Genomic DNA, 16,613 nt, shown 5'->3' on the forward strand with positions numbered 1-16,613 from the left:
AATGGCACGGCGGGCCGACCGGTCGGCCGGATACGCTGGCCACGTGCGGGCCCGACCAAGCGGGTGCGCAAAGCCGACAGCCGTCGCACCAGGGAGAAGCCCCATGGCCACAGCAGCCACCCCGTCCATCACTCAGCAGAGCCGCGCGAACGCGTTGCGTGAAGCGCTCGCCACCCGGGTGGTGGTCGCCGACGGTGCCATGGGCACCATGCTCCAGGCGCAGGACCCGACGCTGGAGGACTTCCAGAACCTCGAAGGCTGCAACGAGGTCCTCAACATCACCCGCCCGGACATCGTCCGGTCCGTCCACGAGGCCTACTTCGGGGTGGGCGTGGACTGCGTGGAGACCAACACCTTCGGCGCCAACTTCAGCGCGCTGGGCGAGTACGAGATCTCCGAACGGATCTTCGAGCTGTCCGAGTCCGGCGCCCGGATCGCCCGCGAGACGGCCGACGCCCACACCGCCGCCGACGGCCGGGTCCGCTGGGTGCTCGGCTCGATCGGCCCCGGCACCAAGCTGCCGACCCTCGGCCACGCCCCGTACGGGACGCTGCGCGACGGCTTCCAGCAGAACGCGGCCGGCCTGATCGCCGGCGGCGCCGACGCGCTGCTGGTGGAGACCAGCCAGGACCTGCTGCAGACCAAGGCGGCCATCCTGGGCTCCAAGCGGGCCCTGGCCGAGGCCGGGCTCGACCTGCCGGTGCTGGTGCAGGTGACGGTGGAGACCACCGGCACCATGCTGCTCGGCTCCGAGATCGGCGCCGCGCTCACCGCGCTGGAGCCGCTGGGCGTGGACTACATCGGCCTCAACTGCGCCACCGGCCCGGCCGAGATGAGCGAGCACCTGCGCTACCTGGCCAAGAACGCCCGGATCGGCCTGTCCTGCATGCCGAACGCGGGCCTGCCGGTGCTCGGCAAGGACGGCGCCCACTACCCGCTCTCCCCGGCCGAACTGGCCGACGCCCACGACGTGTTCACCCGCGAGTACGGCCTCTCGCTGGTCGGCGGCTGCTGCGGCACCACCCCCGAGCACCTGCGCCAGGTGGTCGAGCGGGTCCAGGGCCGTCCGATCGCCCCGCGCGACCCGCGGCCGGAGCCCTCGGCGGCCTCGCTGTACCAGGCGGTGCCGTTCCGCCAGGACACCTCGTACCTGGCGATCGGCGAGCGCACCAACGCCAACGGCTCCAAGAAGTTCCGCGAGTCGATGCTGGCCGGTGACTGGCAGGCCTGCGTGGAGATCGCCCGCGACCAGATCCGGGACGGCTCCCACCTGCTGGACCTCTGCGTGGACTACGTCGGCCGCGACGGCGTCGCCGACATGAAGGAGATCGCCGGCCGGCTGGCCACCGCCTCCACCCTGCCGATCGTGCTGGACTCCACCGAGCCGCCCGTGCTGCGGGCCGGCCTGGAGGCGCTCGGCGGCCGCGCGGTGCTCAACTCGGTCAACTACGAGGACGGCAACGCCCCCGACTCGCGCTTCGGCCGGATCGCCTCGCTGGCCCGCGAGCACGGCGCCGGCCTGATCGCGCTGACCATCGACGAGCAGGGCCAGGCCCGCACCGCCGACGCGAAGGTCGCGATCGCCGAGCGGCTGATCGCCGAACTCACCACCGACTACGGCATCGACGAGGGCTCGATCCTGGTCGACTGCCTCACCTTCACCCTGGCCACCGGCCAGGAGGAGTCCCGCCGGGACGGCATCGAGACCATCGAGGCGATCCGCGAGCTCAAGCGCCGCCACCCCGGGGTGCAGACCACGCTCGGCCTGTCCAACATCTCCTTCGGCCTCAACCCGGCCGCCCGGGTGGTGCTCAACTCGGTCTTCCTGCACGAGTGCGTGGAGGCCGGCCTGGACTCGGCGATCGTGCACGCCTCCAAGATCCTGCCGATCTCCCGGATCCCGGAGGACCAGCGGGAGGCCGCGCTCGACCTGGTCTACGACCGCCGCCGGGACGGCTACGACCCGCTGCAGCGCCTGCTGGAGCTGTTCGAGGGCGTCTCCGCCGCCTCGGTCAAGGCTTCCAAGGCCGAGGAGCTGGCCGCGCTCCCGCTGGAGGAGCGGCTCCAGCGCCGGATCATCGACGGCGAGCGGAACGGCCTGGAGGCCGACCTGGACGAGGCGCTGGCCGGGCGCCCGGCGCTGGAGATCATCAACGACACCCTGCTGGCCGGCATGAAGGTGGTCGGCGAGCTCTTCGGCTCGGGCCAGATGCAGCTGCCGTTCGTGCTCCAGTCCGCCGAGGTGATGAAGACCGCGGTGGCCCACCTGGAGCCGCACATGGAGAAGTCCGACAGCGAGGGCAAGGGCACCATCGTGCTGGCCACCGTCAAGGGCGACGTCCACGACATCGGCAAGAACCTGGTCGACATCATCCTGTCCAACAACGGCTACAACGTGGTCAACCTGGGCATCAAGCAGCCGGTCTCGGCGATCCTGGACGCCGCGCAGGAGCACAACGCGGACGTCATCGGGATGTCCGGGCTGCTGGTGAAGTCCACCGTGATCATGAAGGAGAACCTGGAGGAGCTGAACCAGCGCAAGCTGGCCGCGAGCTACCCGGTGATCCTCGGCGGCGCCGCGCTCACCCGGGCCTACGTCGAGCAGGACCTGCACGAGATCTACGAGGGCGAGGTCCGCTACGCCCGGGACGCCTTCGAGGGCCTGCGGCTGATGGACGCGCTGATCGCGGTCAAGCGCGGCGTGCCCGGCGCGGCCCTGCCGGAGCTCAAGCAGCGCCGGCATGCCCGGGTCGAGGTGGAGGAGCCGGAGCCCGAGGTCAACCTCGGCCAGATCCGCTCCGACGTCGCCGTCGACAACACCGTGCCCACCCCGCCGTTCTGGGGCGACCGGATCGTCAAGGGCATCCCGTTCGCCGACTACGCCTCCTGGCTGGACGAGGACGCGCTGTTCAAGGGGCAGTGGGGCCTGAAGGCCTCCCGCAGCGGCGACGGCCCCTCGTACGAGGAGCTGGTGGAGACCGAGGGCCGGCCGCGGCTGCGGGCCTGGCTGGACCGGCTGCAGACCGAGGGCTGGCTGGAGGCGGCCGTGGTCTACGGCTACTACCCGGCCAACTCCAAGGGCGACGACCTGATCGTCTTCCACGAGGACGGCACCGAGCGCACCCGCTTCACCTTCCCGCGCCAGCGGCGCGGGCGCCGGCTCTGCCTGGCCGACTTCTTCCGCCCGGAGGAGACCGGGGTGCGGGACGTCGTCGGCCTCCAGGTGGTCACGATGGGCAACCGGATCTCGGAGGCGGCCAACGAGCTGTTCGCCGGCAACTCCTACCGGGACTACCTGGAGCTGCACGGCCTCTCGGTGCAGCTGGCCGAGGCGCTGGCCGAGTTCTGGCACGCGCGGGTCCGCTACGAGCTGGGCTTCTCCGGCGAGGACCCGCAGGACGTGAAGGACATGTTCGCGCTCAAGTACCGCGGCGCCCGCTTCTCGCTCGGCTACGGGGCCTGCCCCGAGCTGGAGGACCGGGCCAAGATCGCCGAGCTGCTGAAGCCGGAGCGGATCGGCGTGGTGCTCTCCGAGGAGTTCCAGCTCCACCCGGAGCAGTCCACCGACGCGATCGTGATCCACCACCCGGAGGCGAAGTACTTCAACGCCCGGTAACGCCCGGTTCGTGCCGCGTTCGCTCCTTTCGGGCGTGGCGGGCGTATCCTGGATGATCCTGAACGGGCCGGTCCGCTCACCAGCGGGTCGGCCCGTGCCTTCCCCGGAACGCCCCGGGCCTGCCGGAAGGACGCCTGCCATGACGACCAGTTCCACCGCCACGCGCATCCTCGACCACGGGGACGACCGCGGGCTCCAGGCGGTGCTGCTGGACATGGACGGGACGCTGGTGGACACCGAGGACTTCTGGTGGCAGGCCGAGGCCTCGCTCTTCGCCGAGCTGGGCCACGAGCTGGACGAGGCGGACCGCGCCCACGTGGTCGGCGGCCCGATGGCCAGGGTGATGGACTACCTGGTCGCCCGGACCGGGGCGGACATCGCGCCGGCCGACCTCGGCGTGCTGGTCAACCAGCGCTTCGTCGACCTGCTGGCCGGCGGCGTGCCGCTGATGCCGGGCGCCGAGCGGCTGCTCAACACCCTTGCCGCGCACGGCATCCCGGCCGCCATGGTGTCCGCCTCGCACCGGCACGTGATCGACATCGTGCTGCGCTCGCTGGGCGCCCACCACTTCGCCTTCACCATCGGCGGGGACGAGGTGCCGCGCACCAAGCCGTTCCCGGACCCGTACCTGGAGGCGGCCCGGCGGCTGGGAGCGGAGCCGGCCCGCTGCGTGGTGGTCGAGGACACCCCGACGGGGGTGCGGGCGGGCGAGGCGGCCGGCTGCCCGGTGATCGCGGTGCCCTCGGTGGCGGCGATCGAGCCGGCTCCGGGACGGCTGGTGCTGCCCTCGCTGGAGCAGGTCGACCTCGACCTGCTGCGCTCCCTGGTCACCTCGCGAGTGTGATTGTCGTCTCATTGCGACCCGGCCTTACCGGCCGGTAAGTGGCCTCGCGGGCCTCCGGAACGGCGTCACCGGGGGAGAAAACGGGCATTGGCTGACAACTCGTCGGGCGCGCCGTGATGCCCTGAACCACCGTGTCCCAAACGTCATTCGCACGGGTACCGGTCGTGCGTGTTCGATATGGCACGCTACTCCAGTTCGTGCCACCCAGAAGGACGCGCCTCGTGAAGACTTCAGCTGAACGCCTGGCAGTACTCGGTTGCGCCGGCCTGGTCGCCGTGTCGGTGGCGGGTTGCGGATCGGTGACCGACGTGGTCAAGGGGGACAGCGGCAAGTCCATCACCATGGGCACCAGCCAGCTGACCGGTGTCCTGGACCCGGCCGCCGCCTACGACTCCGGATCGTGGCTGCTGCTGCGCAACACCTTCCAGTCGCTGCTCACCTTCCAGGCCGCCGCCAGCTCGCCCTCCCCGGACGCCGCGCAGTCCTGCGAGTTCACCAGCGCCGAGGCCACCGAGTACCACTGCACCCTGAAGCCCGGCCTGAAGTTCTCCAACGGTCACCCGCTGACCGCCCAGGACGTGGTCTACTCGATCGAGCGCACCAAGAAGATCAACGACCCGAACGGCCCGGTCGAACTGCTCGACTCGATCAAGTCCGTCGAGGCCAAGGGCGACAACGAGGTGCTCTTCCACCTCTCCGCCCCCGACGCCACCCTGCCGGCCAAGCTGGCGACCCCGGCCGGCGCCATCGTGGACCACCAGGCCTACCCCGCCGACAAGCTCGTCTCCAACGACAAGCTGATCGGCTCCGGCCCGTACCGCATCGACTCGGTCGAGAACCTGAGCGGCGGCAAGCAGCTGGGCAAGGTCGTGCTGTCGGCCAACGACAAGTACGGCGGCGACGCCAAGCTGCGGAACAACAAGTTCACGGTCCGGTACTTCGACAAGTCGGAGGACCTGAAGGCGGCGCTGGACAGGAGCGAGGTCGACCTCACCGACAACAGCCTGGAGCCGAACACCGCCGCCCAGGTCCGCTCCGACCAGCAGGGCGGCAAGACCGACCTCCAGGTGACCGAGGGCGACAGCAACGACACCCGTTCGCTGGTCCTCAACACCAAGGACCCGCTGATGAGCAACGTCGCCGTCCGCCAGGCCATCGCCCAGATGATGGACCGGAAGGCGCTGGCCCGCGACGTCTTCGCCCGCACCGTCCAGGCGCTCTACTCCATGGTCCCGGCCGGCCTGCCCGGCCACAGCACGGCCTTCTTCGACCGCTACGGCGACCAGGACGTCAACAAGGCCAAGAAGATCCTGGCCGACGCCAAGGTCCAGACCCCGGTCAAGTTCACCCTCACCTGGTCCCGTTCGCGGGCCGGCAGCAACGAGGCCGAGACGCTGAAGAAGCAGCTGGAGACCGGCGGCATCTTCCAGGTGACGCTCGTCCAGGAACCGGACTGGGACTCGTACCGCAAGGGCTGGGCCGAGAGCAAGTACCAGGCGTACGTCATCGGTTGGTTCGCCGACTACCCGGACCCGGACAACTACCTCGCCCCGCTGCTGGTCAACGGCGGTGCCTACCACCACGGTTGGGACGACCCGCGGATCAGCGGCAAGCTGGTGCCGGAGGGCCTCCGGCAGACCGACCGCAGCGCCGCGGCCGCCACCTACGCGCAGATCCAGCAGATCGAGGCCGAGAACGTGCCGCTGGTCCCGCTGTACCAGAACAAGTCCTTCTTCGCGGCCCGCTCGTACGTCACCGGCGTCGAGTCCACCGTCGACACCACCGGCTACTTCCGCTTCTGGGAGATCAGCCGGAACAACAAGTAGCGCCCGCAGGACGGCGGCCCGCCCGCTTCCCCGTCGGCACGGGGGAGCGGACGGGCCGCCGTCGTGTTCCCGCGGCCCCGTGGGGCCGCCGCAGCCGCTACAGGGCGCCCGGGCGCACCAGCCCGCTCTCGTAGGCGTACACGGCCGCCTGGACCCGGTCGCGCAGCTGGAGCTTGGTCAGCACATGGCCCACGTGCGTCTTGACGGTGGTCTCGCTGACGAACAGCTCGGCCGCGATCTCCGCGTTCGACAGCCCGCGCGCCACCAGCTTCAGCACCTCCAGCTCCCGCTCGGTCAGCGCGCTCAGCGCCTGCGGCGGCGCCTCGTCGCCCGAGGGCAGCTTGGTGGCGTACATGTCCAGCAGGCGGCGGGTGATGCTCGGCGCCAGCATCGCCGCGCCGTCCGCCACCACCCGGATCGCCTGCACCAGCTCCTCGGCCGGGACGTCCTTCAGCAGGAAGCCGCTGGCGCCCGCGCGCAGCGCCTCCACCACGTACTCGTCCAGGTCGAAGGTGGTCAGCACCAGCACCTTGGCCGGGCCGTCCCGCCCCGGGCCGGCGATCCGGCGGGTCGCCTCGACGCCGTCCATCCTGGGCATCCGGATGTCCATCAGGACCACGTCGGGCTGTAGCGCCCGCACCTGGTCCAGCGCCTGCTGGCCGTCGCCGGCCTCACCGACCACCACGAGGTCGGACTCGGCTTCCAGGATCATCCGGAAACCGGTGCGCAGCAGCGGCTGGTCGTCGACCAGCAGCACTCGGATCGTCACCTAGGACTCCTTGCTCATCGGATCCCCCGTGGGATCACTCTCATCCGACGTACGGGCCGGCGGCACCGGCAGCGGGTACGGCGGCGGGGTGCCGCCGAACTCCGGGCAGCTGGCCTGGTGGTCGCACCAGTCGCAGAGGCGGTTGCGGGTGGCCGGGAAGTCCCCGGTGGCCACCGCCAGGCTGATCCGCTCCCACAGTGCCTGGAGCTTGCGCTCCACCGCGAGCAGGTCCGCCTCGTCCGGGTCGTAGCTGACCACGTCCCCGCCCCCGCCGAGGTAGACCAGCTGGAGGCGCTTGGGAACCACGCCCTTCCAGCGCCACACCACCAGCGCGTAGAACTTCATCTGGAACATCGCCTTGCCCTCGAAGTCCCGCGAGGGCGCCCGGCCGGTCTTGTAGTCCACCAGCCGGACCTCACCGGTCGGGGCGACGTCCACCCGGTCGATGTAGCCGCGCAGCAGCAGCCCCGACTCCAGGGCCGTCTCCACGTAGAGCTCCCGCTCCACCGGGTGCAGCCGGGTCGGGTCCTCCAGCCGGAACCACTGGCCGACCAGCTTCTCGGCGTCCGCCAGCCAGCGGGTCAGCGCCGCGCCGTCCGGGTCCTCCGGGAACAGCGAGGCCAGCTCCGGGCGCTCGCCCAGCAGCCGCTCCCACTGCGGGCGCAGCAGGCCCAGCGCGCGCTCCGGCGTCCGCTCGGCCGCCGGGCTGTCGAACAGCCGCTCCAGCACGGCGTGCACCAGCGTGCCCCGGGTCGCCGCCGAGCTCGGCGGCTCGGGCAGCCGGTCGATCACCCGCAGCCGGTACAGCAGGGGACAGGTGAGGAAGTCCCCCGCTCGGGACGGCGAGAGGCCGGTCGGGGGCGCCGCCGGGCGCGCGACGGCACTGCTGGTCTCGGTGTGCATGGCTACGACCCTATTGCCCTTCGCCGTCATCCCGCTGCCACGGTGCTGCCAGAGCGGCGGCCGAGTGGGTAGGAAGCCTGGAGCAGGGCCGCGCAGCGCCGGAGGGCCGCGATCACGTAGCGTGGGCGCACCGGGCACGACGGGGGAGACGACCGAAGGGATCACGGTGAGCGACAGCAGGGGGCAGCAGCCCTCCGACCGGCCACCGCAGGCGGACGACGGGCGTCCGGCCGCGCCGCCGCCCGAGCGCCGCGGCGGCATCCTGATGGGCCGCCCCTTCGGGGTGCCCGTCTACGTCACCCCCTCCTGGTTCGTGATCGCCGCGCTGATCACCTGGGTGTTCGGCGGACAGCTGGGCGAGGTGCTGCCCGACCTCGGCGGCGCCCGCTACCTGGTCGCGTTCTTCTTCGCGGTCGCCTTCTACGCCTCCGTCCTGGTGCACGAGCTCGCCCACACCCTGGTCGCGCTGCGCTACCGGCTGGGGGTCCGGCGGATCCAGCTCCAGTTCTTCGGCGGCGTCTCCGAGATCGAGAACGAGGCGGAGAGCCCCTGGCGGGAGTTCTGGCTGGCCTTCGTCGGCCCGCTGCTCTCGCTGGCGCTCGGCGGCGTGTTCTACCTCGCGGTGCGGGCGGTGGAGCTGTCCACCGTGCCCGGGGTGCTGCTCACCGGCCTGATGGTCTCCAACCTGGTGGTCGCCGCCTTCAACCTGCTGCCCGGCCTGCCGCTGGACGGCGGCCGGATGCTGCGCGCGGTCGTCTGGGCGATCAGCGGCAAGCCGATGACCGGCACGGTGGCCGCCGCCTGGGTCGGCCGCGGGCTGGCCGTCGCCGTGCTGGTCGGCCTGCCGCTGCTGAGCGCCGCCCGCGGTGTGGAGCGCACCACCACCGACACCCTGGTGGACGCGGTGCTGGCCGCGGTGCTCGCCGCGATCATCTGGAACGGCGCCACCGGCAGCCTGCGCAACGCCCGGCTCAAGGCGGTGCTGCCCGGCCTGCGGCTGCGCGAGCTGGCCCGGCGGGCCGTCGAGGTCACCGCCGACACCCCGCTCGGCGAGGCGCTGCGCCGAGCCCGCGAGGCCCAGGCCGGCGCGGTGATCGTGGTGGACGGCCGGGGCGAGCCGATCGCCCTCGTACGGGAGTCCGCGGTCCGGTCGGTGCCCGAGCACCGCCGCCCCTGGGTGGCCGTCGGCCCGCTCGCCCGGGACCTCGAGCCCGGGCTGCGGCTGAGCGCCGACCTCGGCGGCGAGGACCTGCTGCGGGCCGTCCAGACCACCCCGGCGGCGGAGTACCTGGTCGTCGAGCCGGACGGCCGGGTGTACGGCGTCGCCTCGCTCAGCGACATCGAACAGCGGCTGACCGCCGCCGTCACCGGCCGCTGACCGCCGCCGACGATCACCCGCGTCCGGCGGGGCGGTCCGCTTCCCTTAGGATTGGCCGCATGTCCGAACCGACCGGTGCCGCCCGCCGACGCGGGCCCTTCCAGGTCGGGGACCAGGTCCAGCTGACCGACCCCAAGGGTCGCCACTACACGTTCACGCTCCAGGCCGGGAACCAGTTCCACACCCACAAGGGTGCGTTCCCGCACGACGAGCTGATCGGCGCCCCCGAAGGCACGGTCGTGCGCACCACGGGGAACGTCCCGTACCTCGCGCTGCGCCCCCTGCTCCCCGACTACGTCCTGTCCATGCCGCGCGGCGCCGCCGTGATCTACCCCAAGGACGCGGGGCAGATCCTGGCGATGGCCGACATCTTCGCGGGCGCCCGCGTGGTCGAGGCCGGCGTCGGCTCCGGCGCGCTCAGCATGTACCTGCTGCGCGCCGTCGGCGAGCACGGCATGCTGGCCTCCTACGAGCGCCGGCAGGACTTCGCCGACATCGCCCAGGGGAACGTCGAGCGCTACTTCGGCGGCCCGCACCCGGCGTGGAAGCTGACCGTCGGCGACCTCCAGGACAACCTGGTCGAGACCGACGTCGACCGCGTCATCCTCGACATGCTGGCCCCCTGGGAGTGCCTGGACGTCGCCTCCCGGGCGCTCGTCCCCGGCGGCCTCATCTGCTGCTACGTGGCCACCACCACGCAGATGTCGAAGACCGTCGAGGCGCTGCGCGACCACGGCACCTTCACCGAGCCGCAGGCCTGGGAGACCATGGTCCGCACCTGGCACCTGGAGGGCCTGGCGGTCCGCCCGGACCACCGGATGATCGGCCACACCGGCTTCCTGCTCACCGCCCGCCGCCTGGCGGACGGCGTGGAGCCGCCGCTGCGCCGCCGCCGCCCGGCCAAGGGCGCGTACGGCGAGGACTACGACAACGGCTCCGCCGAGCCCACCCTCCAGGAGCGCGCCGCCGCCCGCAAGGCCGCCCGCACCACGGAGGCGGACCAGCCCGACCTGGGCTGAGCCCCGAACCCTCAGGAGGGGTGGTACGAGCGCTCCGCTCGTACCACCCCTTCCTCTTCGGCCGTGAACGCCGTGTGGGACGATGCTCGCTCACGCCTTGGCGCTTGGAGCTCTGGAGGGGACGCCTGGTGGAGACCGCGGTCGGGACGACGACGGCGACGGCTGGACAGCACACACCGCGGGGCCGCTCCGGGCCCGGGCACGCGCGCACCGCCCCCTGGCACTGGGCCGTCGCCCTGGCCGGCTGCGGCGCGGTGGTGGCGGCCGCCCTGGCCGCCTCCCCGGCCACCGGCACCCCGGTACCCGCGCACGGCACCCCCCAGGCCCTCGCCGCGACCGCCGCCCCCGACCCGTCCCGGGCCCAACTCCCGCTGGACTGCGGCCCGTTCCCGGTCAAGACGGCGCTCAGCGTGCCCGCGCGGCTCGGCGACGGGCGCCCCGGCACGGTGGTCGCCGCGCACTGCGCCACCGAGACCGGCACCCCGCCGGACGCCGTCTTCCTGCTCGGCTTCGGCCCGGGCGAGCGCCCGGAGGTCGTGGCCACCCTGCTCGCCGAGCGCGAGAACCTCACCGTGAGCCGGATCGCGGTGCGTTCGGACGGCGCCATCACCGGCCACGCACAGGGGTACTCGAGCGAGGACGTGCCGCGGTTCCGGCCCGACATCTCACTCGACCTCACCTGGACGCGCAGGGGCGGCGGCTGGGACCGCTCCCAGACCGCCGCCCCGGTCTCCGCCGTGTGACGGACCGGCTACTCCGCGTCCGGTCCGTACACCTCGACCCGGTCGGCGACCCGGCGCACGTGGATGCAGTCGCCGGGGCACTCCTTCGCCGAGTCCACCACGTCCTGAAGGATCGTCAGCGGCACCGGGGCGGTCTCCCCGGGCTGCTGGCGCAGCTCGTCGTCCGGCCCCTTCACGTAGGCCAGCCCGTCGATGTCGAGCTCGAAGACCTCGGGTGCGTACTGCGCGCAGATGCCGTCGCCGGTGCACAGATCCTGGTCGATCCACACCTCCAGCGCCTCGGCCGCTGCCGCCGTCTGGTCGGTCACCGACATGGTCCCCTGCCGTTTCTGTCCCGGGTCGCCCCTATTCCTGGGGCAATCCCGCCATTCGTACAACGATCGGACCCAGACTTGTGGTCGCGATCGGATATCGCTTCGGTCGACGATACATCTGGCCCGCTTTGGGCGGTGCGCGGTGGGTATCCCACTTAGCAGAGGGGAAGCACGCTGGGGCGAAGATCGGACACGCCCGTTCCATCTTTCTTGATCTAGGGGTTTACGGACCCCTGGTCCCAGGTAGGGTCTGGAAGCGTCCAGCTCCCCGGAGGAGGTGAGGACCGTGGCAGCCCACGATGACGACTACAACCGCAGCACCGGCAGGCCCGCTCGTGGTTCCGACGAGGCCGCTCAGGTCTCGTACCTTGAGCAGGAAATCGCCGTGTTGCGCCGCAAGCTCGCCGACTCGCCGCGCAATTCGAGGATCCTCGAAGAGCGGATCGTCGAGCTCCAGACCAACCTGGCGGGCGTGACCGCCCAGAACGACCGGCTCGCCTCCACCCTGCGTGAGGCCCGCGACCAGATCGTGGCCCTCAAGGAGGAAGTGGACCGGCTGGCACAGCCCCCGGCCGGCTTCGGCACCTTCCTCGACGCGAACGAGGACGGCACCGCGGACATCTTCACCGGCGGGCGGAAGCTCCGCGTGAACGTCAGCCCCAACGTCGCCCTCGACGAGGTGCGGCGCGGCCAGGAAGTGATGCTCAACGAGGCCCTCAACATCGTGGACGCGATGGCCTTCGAGAACATCGGCGAGATCGTCACCCTCAAGGAACTCCTGGAGGACGGCGAGCGCGCCCTGGTCCTGGGGCACACCGACGAGGAGCGCGTGGTGCGCCTCGCCGAGCCGCTGCGCGGGCTGACCATCCGGGCGGGCGACGCCCTGCTGCTGGAGCCCCGCTCCGGCTACGTGTTCGAGGTCGTGCCGAAGTCCGAGGTCGAGGAGCTGGTCCTCGAGGAGGTCCCGGACATCGACTACCGCCAGATCGGCGGCCTGAGCAACCAGATCGAGCAGATCCGCGACGCGGTCGAACTGCCCTACCTGCACGCCGACCTCTTCAAGGAGTACGAGCTGCGCCCGCCCAAGGGCGTGCTGCTCTACGGCCCGCCCGGCTGCGGCAAGACGCTGATCGCCAAGGCGGTCGCCAACTCGCTGGCCAAGAAGGTCGCCGAGGTCACCGGCCGCCCCCAGGGGAAGAGCTACTTCCTCAACATCAAGGGCCCCGAGCTGCTCAACAAGTACGTGGGCGAGACCGAGCGGCAGATCCGCCTGGTCTTCCAGCGGGCCCGGGAGAAGGCGAGCGAGGGCACGCCCGTCATCGTCTTCTTCGACGAGATGGAGTCGCTGTTCCGCACCCGCGGCTCCGGCGTCAGCTCGGACGTGGAGAACACCATCGTCCCGCAGCTGCTCGCCGAGATCGACGGCGTGGAGGGCCTGGAGAACGTCATCGTCATCGGCGCCTCGAACCGCGAGGACATGATCGACCCGGCGATCCTGCGGCCCGGCCGCCTGGACGTCAAGATCAAGATCGAGCGCCCGGACGCCGAGGCCGCGAAGGACATCTTCTCCAAGTACCTCAGGGACTCGCTGCCGTTCCACCCGGACGACCTCAAGGAGCACGACGGCTCCGTCGAGGCCACGGTGGCCGCGATGATCCAGTCGGTGGTGGAGCGGATGTACTCCGAGACCGAGGAGAACCGCTTCCTGGAGGTCACCTACGCCAACGGTGACAAGGAGGTCCTGTACTTCAAGGACTTCAACTCCGGCGCGATGATCCAGAACATCGTCGACCGCGCGAAGAAGATGGCCATCAAGGACTTCCTCGACCACGGTCAGCGCGGTCTGCGCGTCTCCCACCTGCTCGCCGCCTGCGTGGACGAGTTCAAGGAGAACGAGGACCTCCCGAACACCACCAACCCGGACGACTGGGCCCGCATCTCCGGCAAGAAGGGCGAGCGGATCGTCTTCATCCGCACGCTGGTCACCGGCAAGCAGGGCGCCGAGTCCGGCCGCTCGATCGACACTGTCGCCAACACGGGGCAGTACCTGTAAGAACACGGTTGTCCGGGCCGGCAGCGGTCCCCGGAGCTGTACGCACACCGTCCGGCTGTGGCGCCTCGCGGCCCCGCAGCCGGACGGCGCGTCTCCGGGCCCGCCGCTCGGCGCCGGGTTCTAGGCTCGACCCACCGTGCGCGGGCAGAGGCCCGGCGTCGGTGTTGTTCGGCGGTACGTCAGAGTGCGCCGCCCGTCGGGGGCGGCGCACCGGGCAAGGAGGGCCGCATGACCGTACGGCGAGTGATGGGCATCGAGACCGAGTACGGGATCTCCGTGCCGGGGCACCCCAACGCCAACGCCATGCTCACCTCGTCCCAGATCGTCAACGCGTACGCGGCGGCGATGCACCGGGCACGGCGGGCCCGCTGGGACTTCGAGGAGGAGAATCCGCTGCGCGACGCACGGGGGTTCGACCTGGCCCGCGAGGTCGCGGACGCCAGCCAGCTGACCGACGAGGACATCGGCCTCGCCAACGTCATCCTCACCAACGGGGCCCGGTTCTACGTGGACCACGCGCACCCCGAGTACAGCTCGCCCGAGGTGACCAACCCGCGCGACGCGGTGCTCTGGGACAAGGCCGGCGAGCGGATCATGGCCGCCGCCGCGCAACGCGCGCTGGAGCTGCCCAACGGGCAGACCATCCACCTGTACAAGAACAACACCGACAACAAGGGCGCCTCCTACGGCACCCACGAGAACTACCTGATGAAGCGGGCGACACCGTTCGCCGACATCGTCCGCCACCTCACCCCCTTCTTCGTCTCCCGCCAGGTGGTCACCGGCGCAGGCCGGGTCGGCATCGGCCAGGACGGCTCGGCGCACGGCTTCCAGATCAGCCAGCGGGCGGACTACTTCGAGGTCGAGGTCGGGCTGGAGACGACGCTCAAGCGCCCGATCATCAACACCCGCGACGAGCCGCACGCGGACGCCGAGAAGTACCGCCGGCTGCACGTGATCATCGGGGACGCCAACCTCTCCGAGATCTCCACCTACCTCAAGCTGGGCACCACCTCACTGGTCCTGTCGATGATCGAGGACTCGTTCATCGCCGCGGACCTGGCCGTCGACCAGCCGGTGCGCACCCTGCACCGGGTCTCCCACGACCCGACCCTCAAGCACCTGATCACCCTGCGCAACGGGCGCAAGCTCACCGCCGTCCAGCTCCAGCTGGAGTACTTCGAGCTGGCCCGCAAGTACGTCGAGGACCGCTTCGGCACCGACGCGGACGAGCAGACGGTGGACGTGCTGACGCGCTGGGAGGACGTCCTGGGGCGGCTGGAGCGCGACCCGATGTCGTTGTCCAAGCAGCTGGACTGGATCGCCAAGCGGGAGATCCTGGAGGGCTACCGCAGCCGGGACGCCCTGGAGTGGGACAACCCGCGGCTGCACCTGGTCGACCTCCAGTACAGCGACGTACGGCCCGAGAAGGGCCTCTACAACCGCCTGGTGGCCCGTGGACGGTTCGAGCGGCTGCTCACCGAGGACGAGGTCGAGCGGGCCGTCTCCAAGCCGCCGGAGGACACCCGGGCGTACTTCCGCGGGCGCTGCCTGGAGCAGTACGCGGAGCACGTCGCGGCGGCCTCCTGGGACTCGGTGATCTTCGACCTGCCGGGCCGGGACTCGTTGCAGCGGGTGCCCACCCTGGAACCGCTGCGCGGCACCCGCAACCACGTCAAGGAGCTGCTGGACCGCTGCCGCACGGCCGAGGACCTGCTCCGGGTGCTGTCCGGCGGGTAACTTTTCGATCACCATGGGTGAACGTCCGCCGAATGGGAATCATCCGGGGTGGCAGCGGGTGTTGGACAGGAAGCGCCACCGGCGAACCGGGAGCGGCAGTCGCACCTTGTGTATAGGGTCGTTGCAGCAAGCAGCGACCGAACCGTGCCAGACGAATCGAGCGGGGTGAGGGAAATGGCGGGCAAGGACACCGGCGGCGGCCAGCAGCGGGCAAACCGTTCCTCCGAGGAGGTCGAGGAGCAGGCCGCGGAAAGCCAGAATTCCGAGGACCTCAAGGAGCGCCAGGAAAAGCTGAGCGACGACGTCGACGCGGTGCTGGACGAAATCGACGAGGTCCTCGAGTCGAATGCCGAGGATTTCGTGCGTGGATTCGTCCAGAAGGGCGGGCAATAGCCCGGAGCGGGCATTCCGAATTCACGGTCGCGACCGTCCGGGGCGGCCGGGCGGCGAGCACCGCCCGGCCGCCCGGCACCGGCCCCACCACCCCTGGACAGTGATCGTCGGGCGGGTAGGGTGCGGGCAGCGCGCGCTTCAAGCTACCTGGAAGGAATCGTGTGGAAGCCAACACTCGTGGCACCGGGCGTCTACCGGCTGCCTTCCTGACCCCGGGGTCGTCCTCGTTCATCGACTTCCTCGCCGAGCACCGGCCGGAGCTGGTCCCCGGCCACCGCGGGCTCCCCGAGGGGGCCGTGGTCGAGGCCCCGCACGGGACCACCATCGTGGCCGCGGTGTTCGACGGCGGCGTGGTGATCGCGGGTGACCGCCGGGCGACGATGGGCAACGTGATCGCCCAACGCGACATGGAGAAGGTGTTCCCGGCCGACGAGTTCAGCGCGGTCGGCGTGGCCGGCACCGCGGGCCTCGCGATCGAGATGGTCCGGCTGTTCCAGCTGGAGCTGGAGCACTACGAGAAGATCGAGGGCGCCACGCTCTCCCTGGAGGGCAAGGCGAACCGGCTCACCACCATGATCCGGGGCAACCTGGGCATGGCGATGCAGGGCCTCGCCGTGGTGCCGCTGTTCGCCGGCTACGACCTGGACCTCGGCCGCGGCCGGATCTTCAACTACGACGTCACCGGCGGACGGTCCGAGGAGCGCGGCTTCACCGCCACCGGCTCGGGCTCGGTCTTCGCCCGCGGCTCGATGAAGAAGCTCTACCGCGACGGCCTGACGGCCGACCAGGCCGTCACCATGGTCGTCCAGGCGCTCTACGACGCGGCGGACGACGACTCCGCCACCGGCGGCCCGGACCTCGCCCGCAAGATCTTCCCGATCGTCTCGCTGATCACCGAGGACGGCTTCCGCCGGCTCACCGAGGCGGAGGTCACGGAGGTCGTCGTGGCCATCACCGACGAGCGCCTGACCCGGCCCAACGGCCCGCAGGCCCCGCTGATCTAGCCACCACCTCA

Annotated in this window: 13 protein-coding genes and 1 pseudogene; 11 read left to right on the forward strand and 3 right to left on the reverse strand. The window is 71.1% G+C overall.

Features of this window, described 5'->3' with window-relative positions:
- The first annotated feature begins 103 nt into the window (after positions 1–103).
- The 3 genes from metH (at position 104) to ACZ7RU_RS17970 (ending at position 6,286) form a co-directional block, all read left to right on the forward strand.
- Positions 104–3,616, forward strand: a complete 3,513-nt coding sequence (gene metH / locus ACZ7RU_RS17960) for a methionine synthase (RefSeq protein WP_470341897.1) — start codon at positions 104–106, stop codon at positions 3,614–3,616.
- 139 nt (positions 3,617–3,755) lie between these two features.
- Positions 3,756–4,460 (forward strand): HAD family hydrolase, encoded by a 705-nt coding sequence (locus ACZ7RU_RS17965; protein WP_470341898.1) that lies wholly within the window; start codon positions 3,756–3,758, stop codon positions 4,458–4,460.
- 221 nt (positions 4,461–4,681) lie between these two features.
- Positions 4,682–6,286 (forward strand): ABC transporter substrate-binding protein, encoded by a 1,605-nt coding sequence (locus ACZ7RU_RS17970; protein WP_470341899.1) that lies wholly within the window; start codon positions 4,682–4,684, stop codon positions 6,284–6,286.
- Positions 6,287–6,383: 97 nt separating this feature from the next.
- Here ACZ7RU_RS17970 and ACZ7RU_RS17975 read toward each other — a convergent pair whose 3' ends face one another.
- Together ACZ7RU_RS17975 and ACZ7RU_RS17980 are read right to left on the reverse strand one after the other, a co-directional pair.
- A complete protein-coding gene (locus tag ACZ7RU_RS17975) occupies positions 6,384–7,055 on the reverse strand; it encodes a response regulator (protein WP_188299078.1) in 672 nt (223 codons plus the stop codon).
- On the reverse strand, positions 7,056–7,958 hold the full coding sequence (locus tag ACZ7RU_RS17980; RefSeq protein WP_470341900.1) for a RecB family exonuclease: 903 nt from the start codon (positions 7,956–7,958) through the stop codon (positions 7,056–7,058).
- Between the two features lie 166 nt (positions 7,959–8,124).
- On the opposite strand from ACZ7RU_RS17980, the gene ACZ7RU_RS17985 reads away from it, so the two are divergent.
- The 3 genes from ACZ7RU_RS17985 to ACZ7RU_RS17995 all read left to right on the forward strand — a co-directional run bounded on the left by ACZ7RU_RS17985 (position 8,125) and on the right by ACZ7RU_RS17995 (position 11,098).
- Positions 8,125–9,336, forward strand: coding sequence for a site-2 protease family protein (locus ACZ7RU_RS17985; protein WP_470341901.1), 1,212 nt, complete (start codon positions 8,125–8,127; stop codon positions 9,334–9,336).
- Positions 9,337–9,395: 59 nt separating this feature from the next.
- Positions 9,396–10,355, forward strand: a complete 960-nt coding sequence (locus tag ACZ7RU_RS17990; protein WP_470341902.1) for a tRNA (adenine-N1)-methyltransferase — start codon at positions 9,396–9,398, stop codon at positions 10,353–10,355.
- 128 nt (positions 10,356–10,483) lie between these two features.
- Positions 10,484–11,098 (forward strand): hypothetical protein, encoded by a 615-nt coding sequence (locus tag ACZ7RU_RS17995; protein ID WP_470341903.1) that lies wholly within the window; start codon positions 10,484–10,486, stop codon positions 11,096–11,098.
- Positions 11,099–11,106: 8 nt separating this feature from the next.
- Here the strand turns inward: ACZ7RU_RS17995 and ACZ7RU_RS18000 are convergent, their stop codons facing one another.
- Positions 11,107–11,412, reverse strand: coding sequence for a ferredoxin (locus tag ACZ7RU_RS18000; RefSeq protein WP_470341904.1), 306 nt, complete (start codon positions 11,410–11,412; stop codon positions 11,107–11,109).
- Between the two features lie 286 nt (positions 11,413–11,698).
- Here ACZ7RU_RS18000 and arc point away from each other — a divergent pair, with 286 nt between their 5' ends.
- The 5 genes and pseudogenes from arc (at position 11,699) to prcB (ending at position 16,602) form a co-directional block, all read left to right on the forward strand.
- Positions 11,699–13,465, forward strand: coding sequence for a proteasome ATPase (gene arc, locus ACZ7RU_RS18005; protein ID WP_470341905.1), 1,767 nt, complete (start codon positions 11,699–11,701; stop codon positions 13,463–13,465).
- Positions 13,466–13,693: 228 nt separating this feature from the next.
- Positions 13,694–15,205 (forward strand): depupylase/deamidase Dop, encoded by a 1,512-nt coding sequence (dop, locus tag ACZ7RU_RS18010; protein WP_470341906.1) that lies wholly within the window; start codon positions 13,694–13,696, stop codon positions 15,203–15,205.
- Between the two features lie 174 nt (positions 15,206–15,379).
- On the forward strand, positions 15,380–15,598 hold the full coding sequence (locus ACZ7RU_RS18015; RefSeq protein ID WP_355250385.1) for a ubiquitin-like protein Pup: 219 nt from the start codon (positions 15,380–15,382) through the stop codon (positions 15,596–15,598).
- Positions 15,599–15,730: 132 nt separating this feature from the next.
- A pseudogene (locus tag ACZ7RU_RS18020) lies at positions 15,731–15,808 on the forward strand (endonuclease VII domain-containing protein); the annotation flags it as partial.
- Positions 15,805–16,602 carry a proteasome subunit beta gene (gene prcB, locus ACZ7RU_RS18025; RefSeq protein WP_470342170.1) on the forward strand — a complete coding sequence of 266 codons (798 nt, stop codon included), beginning with the start codon at positions 15,805–15,807 and terminating at the stop codon, positions 16,600–16,602. The pseudogene ACZ7RU_RS18020 and the gene prcB, both read left to right, overlap by 4 nt.
- The last annotated feature ends 11 nt before the right edge of the window (positions 16,603–16,613 follow it).

Source organism: Kitasatospora sp. NPDC114501 (assembly GCF_055633695.1).

Excerpts from the sequence above, each read along its gene's own strand:
- ACZ7RU_RS17965 (WP_470341898.1), top strand. The coding sequence starts at position 3,756 with ATGACGACCAGTTCCACCGCCACGCGCATCCTCGACCACGGGGACGAC.
- ACZ7RU_RS17990 (WP_470341902.1), top strand. The coding sequence starts at position 9,396 with ATGTCCGAACCGACCGGTGCCGCCCGCCGACGCGGGCCCTTCCAGGTC.
- ACZ7RU_RS17980 (WP_470341900.1), bottom strand. The coding sequence starts at position 7,958 with ATGCACACCGAGACCAGCAGTGCCGTCGCGCGCCCGGCGGCGCCCCCG.
- ACZ7RU_RS18015 (WP_355250385.1), top strand. The coding sequence starts at position 15,380 with ATGGCGGGCAAGGACACCGGCGGCGGCCAGCAGCGGGCAAACCGTTCC.
- dop (WP_470341906.1), top strand. The coding sequence starts at position 13,694 with ATGACCGTACGGCGAGTGATGGGCATCGAGACCGAGTACGGGATCTCC.
- metH (WP_470341897.1), top strand. The coding sequence starts at position 104 with ATGGCCACAGCAGCCACCCCGTCCATCACTCAGCAGAGCCGCGCGAAC.
- ACZ7RU_RS18000 (WP_470341904.1), bottom strand. The coding sequence starts at position 11,412 with ATGTCGGTGACCGACCAGACGGCGGCAGCGGCCGAGGCGCTGGAGGTG.